Here is an 18,348-nt window from a genome sequence, read left to right on the forward strand (position 1 = left end):
GTACATGCGGGTGGGGGGCGGTGCTGTCAAGGTGGGGGATAGGGTTGTGACCTCAGGCCGCCGGTGGCTGGCTTTCACTTCATAGGACTGCAGCAAGCTCAGGCCTCGGCGATAGGGCGCGCTTCAATCAGGACAAAGGCCTGTGCCCATGGATGGTCATCGGTCAGTGTTACATGAATGATCGCCTCATGTCCCGGTGGGGTCATCTCTGCCAGCCGATCGGCGGCCCACCCGGTCACTTCCATAACGGGCTGTCCGGTCCGCAGATTGCTGACCGCCATATCACGCCAGCTGATCCCCATGCGCAGGCCGGTGCCCAACGCCTTGGAGCAGGCTTCCTTGGCTGCCCAGCGTTTTGCATAGGTGCCCGCCACATCCTTGCGGCGCTCTGCCTTGCGTTGCTCTACCTCCGTAAAGACACGGTTGCGGAAACGATCACCAAAACGGTCGAGCGTGCCCTGGATCCGCTCGATATTCGCAAGGTCCGTCCCGATTCCAAGGATCATGCTGGTCCTTAGCCCTCGTTATCGAGCCGGTAGAGATGCGTCACCATTTCCGCATGTACACCGCCCGCATAATCGAAAGCACCACCGCAGGCCGCGTGGAAGTGCGCCAGAGACAGATCAGGAAAGCGGAACATCTCGGCGTCGATCTCTTCCTTGCGCGCACCAAAGATAACACGGTCGATCCCGGCCCAGCGCATTGCAGCAAGGCACATCTCGCAGGGTTGGCAGGACGCCAGCAGCGTGTAGCCGGACAGGTCGCGCTGGCCCAGCGCGGCGCCGGCCTTGCCGATCGTCACCACCTCGGCATGACGCGTCGCGTCTTGATCCTGACCGACCGTGTTGCGGCCCCGGACAATCTCTTGGCCGTCTTTAAGGATTGCGGCGGTAAACGCTGGCTTGCCTTCGGTCTTGCCTATCTCGGCCGCCCAAGCGTTGATCTCCGCCATGATCGCCCGCTCTTGCGCGCTGGCCTTAATCGGGTCGCTCACGCGCGGGCCTCATCCATAAGGCGTCGCATTTCCTTGATCGCCGGTTCAAGCCCAAGGAAGATCGCCTCGCCAATCAGGAAATGACCGATGTTAAGTTCTCGGACCTCGGGGAAGGCGGCGACGGGCGACACGGTGTCATAGGTCAGGCCGTGGCCCACATGAACCTCAAGCCCAAGAGAATGACCGTAGGTCGCCATTTGCCGCATCTTTTCAAGCTCTTCATCCGCTTCGTCGAAACGACCTTCGGTATAGGCGTCGCAATAGGCCCCGCTGTGCAGTTCGATCACCTGCGCGCCAATGCGGTTGGCCGCTTCGATCTGACGCTCGTCTGCGGCGATGAAGATCGACACGCGGCTCCCTGCCTCGCGCAGTGGCGCAATGAAATGGGCAAGTCGGTTTTCTTCGCGCGCGACCTCAAGCCCGCCTTCCGTTGTGCGTTCCTCGCGCTTTTCCGGCACGATGCAGACGGCATGGGGTTTGTGGCGCAGGGCGATTTTCTGCATTTCATCGGTCGCTGCCATCTCAAAGTTCAACGGCACGGACAGGACATCCATCAGCCCCTCGATATCTGCATCAGAGATGTGGCGGCGGTCCTCACGCAGGTGCGCCGTGATGCCATCAGCGCCAGCGACCTCGGCAATCTTGGCGGCGCGCAACGGATCCGGGTACGTCCCACCGCGTGCGTTGCGCACGGTCGCCACATGGTCGATGTTCACGCCCAGCCGAAGTTTTTCTGTTCCTGACATCCCGTGTCCTTCCTATTTGACTTCATCAGCCTTGCGCTTGGCCTCGGCCTTGGCGGCAGTTTTCTGTTTCAGCGCTTCAAACTTGGCCTTGATCAGACCCCTCCGCCGCTTTTGATAGGCTTGCAGAAGCGGCACCATGAGATAATAGGCCGCAGTGGCGCAAATCACACCGGGAATGATGCCGCCGATCAAATAGGGATAGAAAACCTCACGCGAAAAAATAGTGAGGCCGGACCAGTCCATCTTGGCATCGGTGAAAACGGCGATGAAATTGTGCCACAGGTCACTTCCCGCGTCGCCAAACTTGCGGCTGAGCGCGCGCAGTTCGCCCTCTTCCAACTCTGTTCCAAGGATCAGATGCCCGGTTTTGAGCGATGATAGCGCGATAAAGACAAAGGTCAGCGGGTTGCCCACAAAGGTCGCCATCAATGAGGCCAGAATATTGCCCTTCATCATCCGCGCCAGAAGGGCCGCGAAGACGAAATGCATGCCAAATAGGGGAGTAAAGGTGACAAACACCCCCGCCCACACCCCACGCGCGATGCGCTCGGGACTGTCAGGCAGGCGCTTCATCCTGTGTTTGACGTAGTGAAACGCGCGCGTCCAACCCCCGCGTGGCCACAAGAATTCGGCCACCGCGCGTAAGGTTGGTTTCGGATCACGGCGTTTAAAGATCAAGTCAGAAATCCAGTATCGGTCGTATCTTTGGGCCCAGCGGCATAAATGGTGTCTCGGTCATCTCGCGGGCTTTTGCGCGTCTATTTTGCGGTATCTTGAGATTGCCGCCACGTCGCTTTCTGCTTCCAGCGTCAACATCAAGGAATGCAGATGCGCAACATCCCGTAATGCCACATAGATCAGCAGACGGTAAAAGTCAGGTTTCCGCTCCAAAAATTCCAGATCCGAGATATTTGCCGACGCCTCTCCGATCAAGGTACAGATGCGGCCCAGAACGCCTGCGCCATTGCCAATGGTTAGGTCAATCACCGCTTCGTAAACGGCTGGATGGTTGCCCTCGTGCCAGCGCAGGTCGATCCAGCGTTCTGGCTGGTCCTCATACGAAGACAGCTTTTCGCAGTCGATGGCGTGGACGGTCACGCCTTCGCCTTTGAAGGTAATCCCGATGATGCGTTCGCCTGGCAAGGGGTTGCAGCATGGTGCACGGTTAAACGATTGGCCCGGCTCCAGACCCACCACGGCGCGGGCCGCATCGATCTGCTCACCTTCTTTTGGCGCAAGGTCCGCATAGACCGACTGGACCACTTCGCGGCCTGTGATCTCTGAACTGCCCAAGCTTGCCAACAGGTCCTCGGCCCCCTTGAACTGCATCCGTCTTGCAGCTGTGCGCAATGCCTTGTCCGTCGCGCGCTTGCCCACTTGGGCAAAGGCGGAGCGTGCCAGTTCACGCCCCAGTTTCACGAACCGCACCCGATCTTCTTCGCGCAGGGACCTGCGGATTGCGGATTTGGCCTTGCCCGTCGTTGCAATGTCAAGCCAGGTCGCCTGCGGCGTCTGACCTTGGGCACGGATAATCTCGATAGACTGACCATTCTTGACGCGGGTCCAAAGCGGCACGCGCATACCGTCGATCTTGGCCCCTACACAGGCATTGCCGATGCGGGTGTGGATCGCATAGGCGAAATCAATCGGCGTAGCCCCGCGCGGCAGCTTGACCACGTCGCCCTTGGGGGTGAAGCAGAAGACCTGATCGGCATACATCTCAAGCTTGACGGCTTCGAGGAAATCTTCGTGATCTTCCTCGGCGTCAAATTGCTCTGAGAGCTGCGAAATCCATTTGGCCGGATCCACCGCAAAGGGGTTCTTGGAGCGCACGCCGTCGCGGTAGGACCAATGCGCCGCCACACCTGTTTCGGCCACATCGTGCATCTGTCGGGTTCTGATCTGAACTTCAACGATCTTGCCATCGCGTCCAGACACGGTGGTGTGGATCGACCGATAACCGTTTGATTTGGGCTGGCTGATATAGTCCTTGAAACGACCCGGCACCGCCTTCCAGCGTTTGTGAATGGCGCCCAGCGCACGGTAGCAGTCTTCTTCGGACTTCGTAATCACTCGAAATCCGTAAATGTCCGACAGGCGGGAAAAGCTAAGTTCCTTTTCCTGCATCTTGCGCCAGATCGAATAAGGCTTTTTGGCACGGCCAAACACTTCGGCTTCGATCCCTGCGGCCTCCAACTCGCGGCGCATGTCGCCGGTGATGCGCTGGATCACATCGCCGGTTTCGCGCTGAAGCGTGATAAAGCGGCGGATGATACTGGCGCGGCCTTCGGGGTTCAGCACCTTGAAGGCAAGGTCCTCGAGTTCTTCGCGCATCCACTGCATACCCATGCGACCCGCAAGCGGCGCATATATGTCCATCGTCTCGCGCGCCTTTTTTGCCTGCTTGTCAGGGCGCATCGCCTTGATCGTGCGCATGTTGTGCAGACGATCGGCGAGCTTGACCAGAATAACACGCAGGTCCTTGGACATCGCCATAAAGAGCTTGCGAAAGTTTTCGGCCTGCTTGGTCTCGGTCGAGGTGAGTTGCAGGTTGGTCAGCTTGGTGACGCCATCGACAAGCTCGGCCACCTCGGTGCTGAAGAGCTTGTCCACATCCGAATAGGAAGCGCGGGTGTCCTCAATTGTGTCATGCAAAAGGGCGGTGATTATGGTCGCATCATCCAGATGTTGTTCTGCCAAGATGGCGGCGACAGCAACGGGATGGGTGAAATAGGGCTCGCCCGAATGACGGAACTGTCCGTCGTGCATATCGCGGCCATAGGTAAAGGCCGCGCGAATTTGCTTTTCGTTTGTCTTTGGATTGTAGGCCCGAACAAGGGCTACAAGATCGTCGGCAGTGATTTCAGCGGTATCCAGCATTCTGCCTCATATCCCCAAAAAGGGGGCGGCGGGGTTAGCCCTGCCCTTGCGCAGCCATGAGCTGACGCAGCAACATTTCCTCAGACATGCTGTCTTCTTCCGGCTTGTCCTGCTCTGCACCCATAAGAAGCGCCATTGCGTCCTCTTCTGGCTCATCAACCTCGATCTGGCTTTGGTTGCTTTCGATCAGACGCTCACGCAGATCATCGGCAGACTGGGTTTCCTCGGCAATTTCGCGCAGGGATACGACAGGGTTCTTGTCGTTATCGCGATCCACGGTCACGGGCGAACCGGCAGAGATTTCGCGCGCCCGGTGGGCCGCAAGCATGACAAGCTCAAAACGGTTTGGAACCTTGTCTACACAATCTTCGACGGTGACGCGGGCCATGGAACTCTCCAATATCTCAAAAGGCAGTCAGAAGTGCGTTATGTAGGTCGCTTTGGGCCGATTTACAAGCCGTTATTCCAGCGCGACAACAGCCTTGATATCTGCTGGATTTAGCGCGTCGCGCATCTGGATCACGGTCTGCCCCAGCAGCGGATGTTTCCAATCGGGGGCCACATCCGCCAGAGGAACCAAGACAAAGGCGCGGTCCTGCATACGGGGATGGGGCAGAATAAGCTCGCTCGGTGTGCGGCTGATTTGTCTGTCCGGCGCAAGATTACGCCATTCTACATGGGTTTTCGCATCGGGCAACACGACATCGCCATAGGCAATGAGGTCCAGATCAAGTGTACGCTGCCCCCAGCGTTGCGCGCGTTCACGTCCCATTTCAGCCTCGATCTGATGACAGATCGCAAGTGTCTCCTGCGCTGACCAATCTGCACTGATGTCTACTGCGGCATTCACAAAATCAGGTCCATTGCCCTCTGGGAAGGCAGGCGTGCTATAAAACGTACTAACGGCGCGAATCGCAGCGCCAAGTTTTTCAAGGCGATGCAGCGCCGCCCGCAGGGTTTCATCAGGAGAACCAGCACTTGACGTAAGGTTAGAACCCAACGCCAAAAGTATGGATTTCCGAGGGTTGAGCATCTCCCCGTCAGTTTCTTCGTGAACTTGGGCTTGCAGCATGGTCAAAAATCCTTAGACAGGCGCGCGACCGCGCGTGCCAGCCCAAAATTGAATTGAAGTGTTTTTATTGGTTCTGCACCACACTAAAAGAGATGTGAAAGAGTAACGGCGGCAACGCCGGAAGGATAGTACATGTTTTACAAAGACGAGCGGCTTGCATTGTTCATTGACGGCTCCAACCTTTATGCAGCCGCAAAGACCCTTGGCTTTGATATCGACTACAAGCTGCTGCGCCATGAATTCATGCGCCGGGGTAAACTTCTGCGCGCCTTCTATTACACGGCCCTGCTGGAGAACGACGAATATTCTCCAATCCGCCCGTTGGTAGACTGGCTGAACTACAACGGCTTTACCATGGTGACCAAGCCCGCCAAGGAATACACCGACAGCATGGGCCGCCGTAAGGTGAAGGGGAACATGGACATCGAACTGGCCGTTGATGCGATGGAACTGGCGCCGCATGTTGATCACATCGTGATCTTTTCTGGCGACGGTGATTTCAGACCTTTGGTCGAAAGCCTGCAGCGCCAAGGCGTCCGTGTGTCCTGTGTCTCGACCATCCGCAGCCAGCCGCCGATGATTTCCGACGATCTGCGCCGACAGGTCGACAATTTCATTGAACTGGAAGACCTGCGTGACGTGATTGGCCGGCCTCCGCGCGATACCGATCAAGGGTAAACAGACCCAGTCAAAGCATAGTGAAGGGGCAGCCATTCAGACTGCCCCTTCTTTCATTCGAATTGCCAAAACATCGCGCTGATCCAAGCCAACCGCCACTGGACCAACGCGACCTGACACAGTACCTGTGGTTCCAACCAAGGAGAGCCGCATGACCAAGCCCCCTTTGACACTTTACCTGGCAGCGCCACGCGGGTTCTGCGCAGGCGTCGACCGCGCCATCAAGATGGTCGAGATGGCCCTCGAGAAGTGGGGAGCGCCGGTCTACGTGCGCCATGAGATTGTGCACAATAAATTTGTTGTCGATGGCTTGCGCGACAAAGGCGCGGTTTTTGTCGAAGAACTAGACGAATGTCCCTATGACCGCCCGGTTATCTTTTCTGCGCATGGCGTGCCAAAATCGGTCCCCTCTGCCGCGCAGGCGCGTAACCTGGTCTATGTCGATGCCACCTGCCCCCTTGTCAGCAAGGTTCACATCGAAGCCCAGCGCCATGCCGATGCCGGCCTTCAGATGATCATGATCGGTCACGAGGGCCACCCCGAAACCATCGGCACCATGGGCCAACTGCCCGAAGGCGAAGTCTTGTTGGTCGAAACACCCGAAGACGTCGCCACTGTTGAAGTGCGCGACCCAGAACGTCTGGCTTACGTGACGCAGACCACCCTGAGCATTGACGACACGGCAGAAGTCGTCACGGCGCTTCAGGCGCGCTTTCCGGCTATTGTCGGACCTCACAAGGAAGACATTTGCTATGCCACAACCAATCGGCAGGAAGCGGTCAAGGCGATGGCCCCGAAATGCGATGCGATGCTTGTGGTCGGTGCCCCAAACTCTTCCAACTCCAAAAGACTGGTCGAAGTAGGCGCACGCGCCGGGTGTGACTATTCCCAACTTATACAGCGGGCAGATGACATCGACTGGCGCAGCCTTGAGGGCATCAAAAGCGTAGGGATCACCGCCGGCGCCTCGGCCCCTGAAGTCCTGATCAATGAAGTGATCGCCGCCTTTGGTGAGCGGTTCGACGTCACTCAGGAACTGGTTGAGACGGCAAAAGAAAACGTGGAGTTCAAGGTGCCCCGCGTCCTGCGCGAACCTGCCTGAGCAAAACCTGCATAGCAAAGACAACCACCACTTTACGCCCTATTGCATGCAGACTACGGTCTGTGCATAAACAATATGCAAGAACAGACATGATTACATTACAATTTCTTTTGACGGCCTTCGTGGTCGTCATCGCACCCGGTACGGGTGTTATTTACACACTCGCCCTTGGTCTGGGTCAGGGCCGCCGCGCCGCCCTTTGGGCCGCGCTGGGGTGCACCTTTGGAATCTTGCCGCATTTGGCGGCAGCAACACTGGGCTTGGCTGCGGTGTTGCATACCAGTGCGGTCTTGTTCACCGCTGTGAAATGGGCGGGTGTGGCTTATCTTCTCTATCTCGCTTGGCAAAGCCTGAAATCAGGCGGTGCCCTTGCAGTGTCGGAAACCAAGACGCAGGAAAGTGGCTGGGTCATTGCAAGACGCGGGGCGCTGATCAACATTCTGAACCCAAAACTGTCGATCTTCTTTCTTGCCCTGCTGCCCCCGTTCCTGAGCGGGAATGCAGCAACTGCAACCGTTGAGATGTCTCTGATGGGCGCAATCTTTATGGGCATGACCTTTGCGGTCTTTGTGACGTACGGCACGTTCGCTGCGGCGGCACGAAAGTGTTTCTTGGGATCAGAAATCGTGATGCGCTGGCTGAACAGAACCTTTGCCGCGCTCTTTGCAGCCTTGGCGGGCCGTCTGGCCCTTGAACGGGTGTGAGGTCTGAACAATGATCCGCATTCCTCCCGCTGCACTCCTTCTTGGAATTGCCGGCCTCGTGCCTTTCGTTTGGGCGGCCCTTCTGGTTCTGCAACTTTTTGACGTCTCGAATTCCCCGTTGCCGCCTGTGCTCAAGGGTGATGGCCACCTCATCATGATCCGCTACGGCGGCATCATTCTGACGTTCATGGCAGGTGTCCTGTTTGGCTTTGCCGCGCAAGCCAACGGCATGCAAGCTTTTGCTGCCTATGCGCTGTCGGTTTCTCCGGCACTTTGGTGGTTCTTTATGCCCGGCACCGGTGTGACCAGCGCCCTGACCAATTTGACGACCGGTTTTCTTGGTCTGTTGTTACTGGACTATGCTTTCTACCGCTGGGGACTTGCGCCCCCATGGTGGATGACCCTTCGCACACAGCTGACGGTCGTTGTCGTGGCCTGTTTGTGCATCGGGATATTCCTGTGACCGATGACGAAACACTCAGGGTTTATGCACACAAGGCGGCAGAATACGAAGAGGTGACAGGGCGTGCTGCTGCCGAGGACCCGCTGCTGGCGAAATTCATCTCGGAACTGCCCCCCGGATCGCATGTGCTCGATCTGGGGTGCGGGCCGGGCCTTTGTGCATCTGCCATCGCTGCGGCGGGCCACCGGGTGACCGCCACGGACGCCGTCCCCGAAATGATCGAACGGGCAAAGAAACATGCCGGGGTTACAGCACAGCTTGCCACCTTCGATCAGATCGAAGGCGAAGATGCCTACGATGGCGTCTGGGCCAACTTCAGTCTGCTGCATGCCGCACGAGACGCGATGCCGCGGCATCTGGCGGCGTTGCACAAGGCGCTCAAAAATGATGGCCTTTTCCACATCGCACTTAAGTCCGGTCAAGACAGTAAACGCGACAGGCTGGGCCGATTATATACCTACTACACCGATGATGAGCTTGCAGCGCTTCTGTGCGAGGCTGGCTTTACCGTGACTGACCGGTTTTCGGGACGTGACAAGGGCCTCGACGGGTCCCTTGCCGACTGGATTGCATTGCACGCTCATGCCTGAACTTTATGCCTATACAGATGGTGCATGTTCCGGAAATCCGGGGCCGGGTGGATGGGGTGTGCTGATGCAGGCCAAGACGGGCGATAAAGTCATCCGGGAACGCGAGCTGAAAGGCGGCGAGGCCGAGACCACCAACAACCGGATGGAACTGCTGGCCGCGATCAACGCGCTTGAGGCGCTCGCGCGGCCTTCGGAAATCACGATCGTGACGGACAGCAACTACGTCAAAAACGGCATTACCGAGTGGATCTTTGGCTGGAAAAAGAATGGCTGGAAAAACGCAGCCAAAAAGCCGGTGAAGAACGCGGAGCTGTGGCAACGGCTGGATGAAGCGGCCGGACGCCACAAGGTGACATGGGAATGGGTCAAGGGCCATGCGGGTCATCCGGAAAACGAACGCGCCGATCAATTGGCCCGTGACGGTATGAAGCGCTTCAAACCATGAGCATGGTTGCACTTTTGGATTATGGCTCAGTGTTGATCTTTGCCATTACGGGGGCGCTGGTCGCCAGCCGGGCGCAGCTTGATCTGGTGGGATTTGCCTTTATTGCCAGTCTGACAGCGCTTGGCGGCGGCACCATCCGGGACCTGCTGCTTGATCGCAACCCGATCTTCTGGATTGCGAACCCGACCTACCTTGCCGTCGCCGCGGGGGCCGCGCTGATCATTTTCTTCACCGCGCATCTTCTGGAAAGCCGTTTAAGGGCACTGATCTGGCTTGACAGTTTTGCGCTGGCAATTGCTGTCGCAGCGGGGGCTGGTGTCGCCCTGGCGTTGGATCAGGCGGCCGTGATCGTGATCCTGATGGGCATGATCACCGGTTGCATGGGCGGATTGATGCGCGACGTGGTGGTCGGTGAGGTGCCGCTGATCCTGAAACAGGGCGAACTTTATGTGACCGCTGCTTTCGCAGGGGCCGCAACGGCGGTGCTGGCCCGTTTCTATCTGGTGGAGACACCCCTCGCCCTGTTGGCCTGTGCGGCTGTCGCTTGGGTGCTGCGCGCGGGATCGCTTTGGTTTGGCTGGCATCTGCCCGTCTACAAAAGCACACCTCCCAAGACCTGAAGACTTCGGATGGCGCTGCTTTGATCTTAAGTTAGGAATATCTTAACGCCGACTGCGCAGCTTTGAGAAATGCGCCACTTCCTTATCCTCCTTCTGTGCGTGATGATCGCGGCTTGTAATACGGCCAGCCCGGCATTTCGTGGGTCGGTGCCCGTGCGGGTGACGGTAGAGGGATCAAGATTTGATATCCGGGTCCGGGGCAACCGGGCAGAAGCGATACGCATCAATCCGGAGTATGCCCCGCGCTTTGGCGCAATGCGGGAACGTTCCGCCGTTGCCATGTCCAAGGTCAGTCGCTGCAAAGTCGTCAGCGTGAAGGGCGATCAGGCACATGCCTTTGGCCGATTGGATTGTGGCGATGGACCGCCGCCAGTACGACCTGCGCCTATCGAGGTGGAATGCGTGCCGGAACGCGGGACCGCGATCAAAGAGATCGGACAAATCCGCGTAGATCTTGATTGCGGCTGACCTCCGCCCAAACCCTCAATATCTTGTGGATAACCCACCCCTGCGCGCTGCCTGTAGTGGTGTTTCCTTGACACGCCCGCCCCTAAGCCCCCATTTTCGACTGATGCAGGAATCATTGGAGCCGCTCAGAAGGTGCGCTTTTCCAAACTCAGACTGACAGGCTTCAAAAGCTTTGTGGACCCCACCGACCTGATCATCGCCGATGGTCTGACCGGCGTTGTGGGTCCGAATGGCTGTGGCAAGTCCAACCTGCTCGAAGCGTTGCGCTGGGTCATGGGAGAGAACCGCCCGACCGCCATGCGCGGCGGCGGGATGGAAGACGTGATCTTTGCCGGTGCCGCCACCCGGCCCGCCCGCAACTTTGCCGAGGTGGCTCTGCATATCGATAACTCCGACCGTCTGGCCCCTGCTGGCTTTAACGACAGTGATCAGTTGGAGATCGTCCGGCGGATCACCCGCGACGTCGGCAGCGCCTACAAGGCCGCGGGCAAGGACGTGCGCGCGCGCGATGTGCAGATGCTTTTTGCCGATGCCTCGACCGGGGCGCACAGCCCTGCGCTGGTGCGTCAGGGCCAGATTGCCGAACTGATCAACGCCAAACCCAGGAACCGCCGCCGCATCCTCGAAGAAGCAGCAGGCATTTCGGGCCTTTACCAGCGCCGTCACGAGGCGGAGTTGAAGCTGAACGCGGCAGAGACCAACCTGTCCCGTGTCGATGATGTGATCGAACAGCTGGCCACGCAATTGGCGCAGCTTGCCCGGCAGGCCAGACAGGCAGCCCGTTACCGTGAGATCGGGGATCAGCTGCGCCGGAATGAAGGTATGCTGTTGTACCGCCGCTGGCGCGAGGCGGACGATGCCCGCGCTTTGGCAGACGAGGAATTGCGCAACCGGGTCACGGCTGCCGCGCAGGCGCAGGGGCTCGTGCAACAGGCGACAAAACTGCGGCAGGCCGCAGAAGACGCCTTGCCCCCGCTGCGCGAGGAAGAGGCAATCTCCGCAGCCGTTCTGCAGCGTCTGACCGTCCAGCGTGACACCCTCAGCGATCAGGAAGCCCGCGCACAGCAGACGATTGAGACACTGGCGGGCCGGATTTCTCAACTGACCCGGGATATCGAGCGCGAAAGCGGGCTGAACCGCGACGCGGGAGAGACCATCGAACGGCTGGAATGGGAAGCCAAAGAGCTTGCCAAGGCCGGAGAGGGTCATGGCGAGGCGCTTGAGGCTGCGGCCGAAGCAGCCCGAGAGGCGGCATCGGTATTGCAGACACGCGAGGCGGATCTGTCAGAACAGACGGAAGATGTTGCGCGTCTGGCGGCACGGCACGGCTCGGCTGAGCGGCTGCTGGAAGACAGCCGCAAGACACAGATCAAGTCGGAAGCAGAAGCGCAGAAGGCGCAGGAAGCTGTCGCACAAAGCCGTGCGGCGCTGGAAAAATCCGGGCAGGATTTCGACACCGCAAAGGCAGCTGAGGCTGCAGCGGTGACGGCGGCGTCAGAGGCCGACGCAGCCTTGATCGAGGCTGAAGAAGCACGGGCCGAAACACAGTCCCGCGAAGCAGACGCCCGCGCCGAACGCTCCGAGGCCGAGGGCGAGATGAACGCGCTCCGCGCCGAGGTGGGTGCCCTAGCAAAACTGGTGGAGCGTGACACGGCGGAAGGCGGCCAGATTCTTGACCGGCTTCAGGTCGAACACGGATTTGAAAAAGCCCTTGGTGCGGCATTGGCCGATGATCTGAGAGCGCCACAGGTGGATGCTGATGGCCCTTCTGGCTGGGCCGTCCTGCCCTCTTATGATGACGAACAGCCCCTGCCCGCCGGTGTCACGCCGCTGACCCAGCATGTTTCCGTTCCCGATGTCCTGTCGCGGCGCATGGGGCAGATCGGGCTGGTGGACCCAGATGAAGGGGCTGCCCTGCAAGCCGCGCTCTTGCCGGGCCAGCGCCTTGTCTCGCTTGAGGGTGATTTGTGGCGGTGGGATGGTTTTCGTGCCTGGGCCGAAGACGCGCCTTCTGCAGCGGCCCTACGGTTGCAACAACTCAACCGACTGGAAGTCCTTAAGCAATCGCTTGAACAGGCCAGCCAACGGGCAGAGGGCGCACGCGATGCCCATGACAGCCTGACACGCAGATTGGCCGAGCAAACCGAGACCGACAAACGCGCACGCGAGGCGCGTCGTGACGCGGATCGCGCGGTCGCCGATGCGGGCCGCGCGCTGAGCCGTGCGGAAGCGGACCGCAATCTGGCCGAGGGGCGTCTGGAAAGCCTTGGGCTGGCCGTCAAACGCCACGAGGATGAGGCGATGGCCGCCCGTGGTCGAGTGCTGGAGGCTGAGCGTGCGCTGGCCGATCTGGGCGATCTGGATGAAGCCCGCGCCGGGATCGAAGACCTGCGCATGACGGTTGAGGCCGCGCGCATTACCATGATGTCGCGCCGGTCGGCCCATGACGAATTGCGCCGCGAGGGCGAAGCCCGCACGAAGCGCGCACAGGAAGTGACCAAGGAAATCAGCGGCTGGCAGCACCGGTTGGAGACGGCAGAAAAACGCAGTGCCGAACTGGTAGAGCGCAAGGAAGCCTCCGAGACAGAGCTACGCGATGCCAGTGCCGCCCCGGCGGAGATTGCCGCAAAGCGCGATGAATTGAGCCGCGAGATCGCTACCGCTGAGGCGCGCAAGGCGCAGGCCTCCGACAAGTTATCTACGGCGGAAAATGCGCTGCGCGAGGCCACGGTAGCGGAACGTGAAGCGGAGCGGGATGCGTCTGAAGCGCGTGAGGCGCGTGCGCGGTCTGAAGCCCGGGCTGAGGCGGCCAAGGAAACCGTTGCCGCCGCCGCTGAGCGCATCGCAGAAGACAGCCAGTTGACCCCAAATCAGCTTTTGACATCGCTTGACGTGAACCCGGACCAGATGCCCGGTGCCGATACCCTTGAGGCCGATGTGAACCGGCTCAAGCGTCAAAGGGATGCCTTGGGGGCTGTGAACCTCCGGGCCGAGGAGGACGCCAAGGAGGTTCAGGAAGAGCACGACACGCTGACCAACGAAAAGACTGATCTGGAAGAAGCGATCAAGACCCTGCGTTCCGGCATCGCAAGCCTGAACCGGGAAGGGCGCGAGCGGTTGTTGACCGCGTTCGAGCAGGTCAATTCGAACTTCTCAATGCTGTTCAAGCACCTTTTTGGCGGTGGTGAGGCCAATCTTGTGATGGTGGAATCCGATGATCCGCTTGAGGCCGGTCTGGAAATCATGTGCCAACCGCCTGGCAAGAAACTGAGCACGCTGAGCTTGCTTTCGGGTGGTGAGCAGACACTGACCGCGATGGCATTGATCTTTGCGGTCTTCCTTGCCAACCCTGCGCCAATCTGCGTGCTGGACGAGGTCGACGCGCCGCTGGACGATGCCAACGTCACGCGGTTCTGTGACCTGCTCGACGAGATGTGCCGCCAGACGGATACGCGGTTTTTGATCATCACGCACCATGCGGTCACCATGGCCCGGATGGACAGGCTGTTTGGTGTGACAATGGCAGAACAAGGGGTCAGTCAGCTTGTTTCCGTTGATCTCAAGAAAGCTGAAACACTGGTCGCGTAAACGTTAATGGTGCGTTGGGCGAGCTTGGCCTAGGCTTGCTGCATGCGCTACCTGTTACCCTTCGTACTGATGCCCGGTCTGGGCCTTGCCGATGGCTTTGCCCTTCTCAAAGATGACCAACTATTGAGCCGCCAAGAGGTCGTAGAAATGACGCAGGGCCATCTGGTTGAGTTTTTCGAGGGCGGGCAATCGCGCTACTCAGCAGGCGGTGCCTATAGCTATACCTATCAGGGCGGCGGTACCGCTTTTGGTCAGTATGAAATAGGGCCAGACGGAGTAATCTGCATCGTCTTCAACAATGGCCGTGACCGCTGTGACAGGTTTGTCCGCAGTCACGGGCGTTTGGTGATGATCACGCAATTAGGCGACAGGTATCCGATCAGACCCTAAGCGCCAGAGCCTTTTTACCTCACTTCGGTGCGACCTTTTCCACCGGTCCGCCCGCCTTTTCCCAGCCGCTGAAACCCTCCTTCAGATGCGCTGCGTCAAAGCCCATGTCCTGCAGCGTCGCCACCGAAAGCGCGGACCGCCAGCCAGAGGCACAGTGGAATACGAACTTTCTATCCCGCCCGAAGATCTCTTTAAAATAGGGGCTGTCCGGGTCTACCCAGAATTCCAGCATCCCTCGCGGACAGTGAAAGCTGCCGGGGATAAAGCCCGTGCGTTCGCGTTCACGCGGATCCCGCAGATCGACGATCTGCACATTCGGATCATCCATCATTGCGATGCCATCCTCTGTGTCGATCTCTTCGATCCGGGCGCGGGCGTCCGCAACCATTTGGGCGGCAGTTTTCTTGAGAGCCATGAAGGTTCCTTTTCTTAGAGCAGCGAAAGAAGGGTTGGTGTGGGCCAGCCGTCAACGGGCAATCCCAAGCGGGCTTGTTCGGCACGTACGGCCGCACGCATGCCAGCACCAAGGATGCCGTCGATGCCGCCTACGTCATGTCCGCGCGCCTGCAATCGTGTTTGGAGTACTTTCATCTGACCACCGTCCAAACCGGGTTCTGGCGTGCCGGCATCAAATACCTTGGCCCCCTGCAACCGGGTGGCAAAATACGCCGCGGTCATCACATAGGTAAAGCTTTGGTTCCAATCGAAATAAACGCGGAAATTAGGGTAGGCGATGAAAGCCGGACCTTTGTGCCCCTGCGGCAAGAGAACCGACGCCGCCAGCCCATCGGTCAATGGACCATTGCGCGGCTTGACGCCCAGCGCGCGCCATTCGGCAATCGTTTTGATCGTTTCAAGACCGGTCAGGGACCAATCAAAATCAGCAGGCAGGGTTACCTCGTCCAGCCAAGGTTCGCCTGCACGCCAGCCCAAATCCTGCAGCATCTTGCCCCCGGACATCAGCGCATCAGGGGTCGAGGTTTTCAAAGAGACCTTGCCGTCCCCATCCGCATCCACACCGTTTTCCAGAATATCGCGGGGCAGCATCTGAACCATGCCGATCTCACCGGCCCAGGCACCTGTCGTGGTACGCGGATCGAACTGACCTTTTTCAAATAACTCTACAGCGGCAAGCACCTGAGGGCGGAAGAGTTCAGGCCGTCTGCAATCATGTGCAAGTGTAACCAACGCGTTGGCCGTGTTGAAATCCCCTTGATACGTCCCGTAATCCGTCTCGAACGCCCAAAAGGCCAGCAGGACCCCCCGGTCGACGCCATAGCTCTGCTCGATCCGGTCAAAGACGGTGTCGTATTTCTCTGCGTTCGCACGGCCCCGGTTGATGCGGTCGTTCGAGATCAACCGGCGCGCAAAATGGACAAAGGGCAGTTGAAACACCCCCTGTCTGCGATCCGCCTTCAACACGCTCTGGTCTTGCCGCACGCCTGCGAAAAACGCGCTGGCCACTTCGGGCGCGATGCCATTTGCGACGGCTTCTGACTTTAGCCCTTCAACAAATGTCGCGAAGGATCCGCCAAAGGCCACGGCGGTGCTGGCCGAAGTGCTCAGCGCAAGGACTGCAGGCAAAAACAGTTTCTTCATGACATTCCTCACGTCATCAGGCCGAACAGCACAAGGAGAACCAGCATCACACCCCATGCCGACCAAAGCCGGGAGATTGCCGCGTCAATCGCCAAGGGACCAATTTCCCGGTCGCCCGCAGCATTGACCCAGGCAAAGTCCTGCATCGCGCCATCATAGGCGCGGGGACCGGCAAGGGCCACACCGATCGCGCGTGCCATCGCAGCCTCGGGCCAGCCCGCGTTCGGGGAACGATGCAGCCGCGCATCGGCCCTTATCTCCTGCCAAGCACTCAGCTTGCCCGATGGCAAGGCGATCAAGACCGCCGTCAACCGGGCCGGGATAAAATTCAGCACATCATCCAGTCTTGCCGCAGCCCAGCCGAATTCAGCATGACGCGCTGTGCGGTAGCCGATCATGCTGTCAGCGGTATTGATGAACTTATAGATCACCATACCGGGCAGCCCGCCGATCAAGAACCAGAACGCTGGCGCTATGATGCCGTCGGACAGGTTCTCGGCCGCGCTTTCGATGGCGGAACGGGCGACGGCGGGTGCCGGCATGTCGCCGGTGTCCCGGCTGACTATCATTGATACAGCCCGACGTCCTTGCGGCAATGACAGGCGCAACCCATCCGCAACCGCGCGTACATGTTGAACGAGCGAGCGTTGGGCCAACATGATCGCAGCCAAAATGATCTCAACCACCGGGCCAAAGAAGCTGAGCAAACCGCCAAGCGCGCCGCTCAGAATGACAAGGCCAAGCACAACCGCGACACCTTTGGCTTTGCGCATCCCACCGGCGTTGAACCTGGCATCACACCAGCCGATGAGTTGCCCCATCAAGACAGCAGGATGAGGGAGCCGTCGCCAAAGCCAATCCGGCTCGCCCAACACGGCATCCAGAATGAGCGCGGCAATCAGGATGTATGCAGTGCTCATGCCAAGGCCGCGCTCAGCCGGTCCCAGCCGCCTGCGCCCGGCAGTCCAAGACGCAACCAGCGGGGATTGTAGGGGAATATCCGGCTCCAGATATGGTGTTGAGCCAGCCTTTCCTGAAAATCTGCAGCATTCTCCACATCATACAGCCGAAACAGTGAGGTGCCTCCGACCACGGTCGTACCCTGCTTTGTGACCAGATCATCCAAGCGGTCAGCGTCAATCTGCAGCCGGTGACGCGTCTTATCTGCCCACGGCATATCCTCCAATGCGGCAGCGCCGATATGCAAAGCTGGCCCTGCGACGGACCAAGGGCCCAGCATCTGCGACAGCCGCACAAGCAACGCAGGGTCACCAATCACGAAACCCAGCCGCACTCCGGCCAGCCCCCAGAACTTGCCAAAGCTTTTCAGGATCAGCGTGCCGGGCACCGAGGCTTCACTGATCAGCGTCGCATCCGGCGACACGTCACAGAAACTTTCGTCAATGATCCGCAAGCCCCCGGTGAGGTCCTGCACCTGCCACACGCTGCCATCAGGATTGTTGGGATGAACATGGACGCTGGCGCTGCAATCATTGCCCTCCTGCACCACCTTCCAGCCAGTGTCAGTGAAACTGGCCGCATGTTCATTATACGTCGGTGCGGGAATGCAAACCCGCCCCAAAGGGGCAAGCAGGGGGATATGCGCGATGGCAGCAGAGGCCCCGGGCACTGCAAGAACGCCAGCGCCCTCCGGCACATGCCAGAAACGGCGTGCCGCATCGTGCAGCCGTTCTAGCGCCGCCTTGTCAGGCAGGGCTGTCCAAGCGTCATCAGGTATTTCCGGTATCGGAAACGCAATCGGGTTGATGCCTGTTGACAGGTCAATCCAATCGCTGCGCGTGCCACCAAAACGCGCGACGGCGGCGTCCAGATTGCCGCCATGATCCCGCTTTTCCGTGTTTGCCAATTGTGCACTCCATCCTGCGGGTCGGCGAACACATGCCAGCCCAACGGTTTCGACAAAGCGGAAAAGCGCCGCTTTTTCAAGTGAACGTCGCCGCGTTAACTTCTTTGCGCGGCTATTAACCATTTGTTAACGTATTAGGCAG

At 59.2% G+C, this 18,348-nt stretch carries 21 protein-coding genes; 10 read left to right on the forward strand and 11 right to left on the reverse strand.

Annotation, left to right across the window (positions count from 1 at the left end; all coding sequences use genetic code 11):
- Positions 1-98: 98 nt before the first annotated feature.
- The 7 genes from acpS to folK all read right to left on the reverse strand — a co-directional run bounded on the left by acpS (position 99) and on the right by folK (position 5,692).
- On the reverse strand, positions 99-506 hold the full coding sequence (acpS, locus tag GV827_RS11575; protein WP_164353963.1) for a holo-ACP synthase: 408 nt from the start codon (positions 504-506) through the stop codon (positions 99-101).
- Between the two features lie 8 nt (positions 507-514).
- A complete protein-coding gene (locus tag GV827_RS11580; RefSeq protein ID WP_164353964.1) occupies positions 515-994 on the reverse strand; it encodes a nucleoside deaminase in 480 nt (159 codons plus the stop codon).
- Positions 991-1,740, reverse strand: coding sequence for a pyridoxine 5'-phosphate synthase (locus GV827_RS11585; protein WP_164353965.1), 750 nt, complete (start codon positions 1,738-1,740; stop codon positions 991-993). Before GV827_RS11585 ends, GV827_RS11580 begins: the two co-directional genes overlap by 4 nt.
- A gap of 12 nt (positions 1,741-1,752) precedes the next feature.
- Entirely contained in the window at positions 1,753-2,418 is a 666-nt protein-coding gene (locus tag GV827_RS11590; RefSeq protein ID WP_164353966.1) for a DUF2062 domain-containing protein, read from the reverse strand.
- 57 nt (positions 2,419-2,475) lie between these two features.
- Positions 2,476-4,620 (reverse strand): RelA/SpoT family protein, encoded by a 2,145-nt coding sequence (locus GV827_RS11595; RefSeq protein ID WP_164353967.1) that lies wholly within the window; start codon positions 4,618-4,620, stop codon positions 2,476-2,478.
- 34 nt (positions 4,621-4,654) lie between these two features.
- Entirely contained in the window at positions 4,655-5,008 is a 354-nt protein-coding gene (rpoZ, locus tag GV827_RS11600; protein ID WP_164353968.1) for a DNA-directed RNA polymerase subunit omega, read from the reverse strand.
- A 72-nt stretch (positions 5,009-5,080) separates the two neighbouring features.
- Positions 5,081-5,692: a 2-amino-4-hydroxy-6-hydroxymethyldihydropteridine diphosphokinase gene (gene folK, locus GV827_RS11605; RefSeq protein WP_235930329.1), complete on the reverse strand. Its 612-nt coding sequence runs from the start codon at positions 5,690-5,692 to the stop codon at positions 5,081-5,083.
- Between the two features lie 132 nt (positions 5,693-5,824).
- Here folK and GV827_RS11610 point away from each other — a divergent pair, with 132 nt between their 5' ends.
- From GV827_RS11610 to GV827_RS11655, 10 genes are all read left to right on the forward strand, one after another.
- Positions 5,825-6,370 carry a LabA-like NYN domain-containing protein gene (locus GV827_RS11610; protein ID WP_164353969.1) on the forward strand — a complete coding sequence of 182 codons (546 nt, stop codon included), beginning with the start codon at positions 5,825-5,827 and terminating at the stop codon, positions 6,368-6,370.
- Positions 6,371-6,521: 151 nt separating this feature from the next.
- Complete coding sequence (ispH, locus tag GV827_RS11615; protein ID WP_164353970.1) at positions 6,522-7,472, forward strand: 4-hydroxy-3-methylbut-2-enyl diphosphate reductase; 951 nt, start codon at positions 6,522-6,524, stop codon at positions 7,470-7,472.
- Between the two features lie 89 nt (positions 7,473-7,561).
- The gene (locus GV827_RS11620; protein WP_164353971.1) at positions 7,562-8,176 is read left to right on the forward strand and encodes a LysE family translocator; all 615 of its coding nucleotides are present in this window, start codon (positions 7,562-7,564) and stop codon (positions 8,174-8,176) included.
- A gap of 10 nt (positions 8,177-8,186) precedes the next feature.
- Positions 8,187-8,639 carry a DUF3429 domain-containing protein gene (locus tag GV827_RS11625; protein ID WP_164353972.1) on the forward strand — a complete coding sequence of 151 codons (453 nt, stop codon included), beginning with the start codon at positions 8,187-8,189 and terminating at the stop codon, positions 8,637-8,639.
- A complete protein-coding gene (locus GV827_RS11630; protein WP_164353973.1) occupies positions 8,636-9,229 on the forward strand; it encodes a class I SAM-dependent DNA methyltransferase in 594 nt (197 codons plus the stop codon). Before GV827_RS11625 ends, GV827_RS11630 begins: the two co-directional genes overlap by 4 nt.
- Positions 9,222-9,674, forward strand: coding sequence for a ribonuclease HI (gene rnhA, locus GV827_RS11635; protein WP_164353974.1), 453 nt, complete (start codon positions 9,222-9,224; stop codon positions 9,672-9,674). Before GV827_RS11630 ends, rnhA begins: the two co-directional genes overlap by 8 nt.
- Positions 9,671-10,294, forward strand: coding sequence for a trimeric intracellular cation channel family protein (locus GV827_RS11640; protein ID WP_164353975.1), 624 nt, complete (start codon positions 9,671-9,673; stop codon positions 10,292-10,294). Before rnhA ends, GV827_RS11640 begins: the two co-directional genes overlap by 4 nt.
- Positions 10,295-10,363: 69 nt before the next feature.
- The gene (locus GV827_RS11645; RefSeq protein ID WP_204325847.1) at positions 10,364-10,762 is read left to right on the forward strand and encodes a hypothetical protein; all 399 of its coding nucleotides are present in this window, start codon (positions 10,364-10,366) and stop codon (positions 10,760-10,762) included.
- Positions 10,763-10,894: 132 nt separating this feature from the next.
- On the forward strand, positions 10,895-14,350 hold the full coding sequence (gene smc, locus GV827_RS11650; RefSeq protein WP_164353976.1) for a chromosome segregation protein SMC: 3,456 nt from the start codon (positions 10,895-10,897) through the stop codon (positions 14,348-14,350).
- A gap of 42 nt (positions 14,351-14,392) precedes the next feature.
- Positions 14,393-14,740, forward strand: coding sequence for a hypothetical protein (locus GV827_RS11655; RefSeq protein ID WP_164353977.1), 348 nt, complete (start codon positions 14,393-14,395; stop codon positions 14,738-14,740).
- 19 nt (positions 14,741-14,759) lie between these two features.
- On the opposite strand, the gene GV827_RS11660 is transcribed toward GV827_RS11655, so the two are convergent.
- The 4 genes from GV827_RS11660 to GV827_RS11675 are packed head-to-tail and all read right to left on the reverse strand — an operon-like array spanning position 14,760 to position 18,206.
- Positions 14,760-15,155: a rhodanese-like domain-containing protein gene (locus GV827_RS11660; RefSeq protein ID WP_164353978.1), complete on the reverse strand. Its 396-nt coding sequence runs from the start codon at positions 15,153-15,155 to the stop codon at positions 14,760-14,762.
- A 14-nt stretch (positions 15,156-15,169) separates the two neighbouring features.
- Complete coding sequence (locus tag GV827_RS11665; protein ID WP_164353979.1) at positions 15,170-16,339, reverse strand: lytic murein transglycosylase; 1,170 nt, start codon at positions 16,337-16,339, stop codon at positions 15,170-15,172.
- Between the two features lie 8 nt (positions 16,340-16,347).
- Entirely contained in the window at positions 16,348-17,259 is a 912-nt protein-coding gene (gene cbiB, locus GV827_RS11670; protein ID WP_164353980.1) for an adenosylcobinamide-phosphate synthase CbiB, read from the reverse strand.
- Positions 17,256-18,206, reverse strand: a complete 951-nt coding sequence (locus GV827_RS11675; RefSeq protein ID WP_235930330.1) for a threonine-phosphate decarboxylase — start codon at positions 18,204-18,206, stop codon at positions 17,256-17,258. Before GV827_RS11675 ends, cbiB begins: the two co-directional genes overlap by 4 nt.
- Between the last annotated feature and the right edge of the window lie 142 nt (positions 18,207-18,348).

The sequence above is a fragment of the Sulfitobacter sediminilitoris genome, from assembly GCF_010667575.1.
GTDB lineage: Bacteria > Pseudomonadota > Alphaproteobacteria > Rhodobacterales > Rhodobacteraceae > Sulfitobacter > Sulfitobacter sediminilitoris.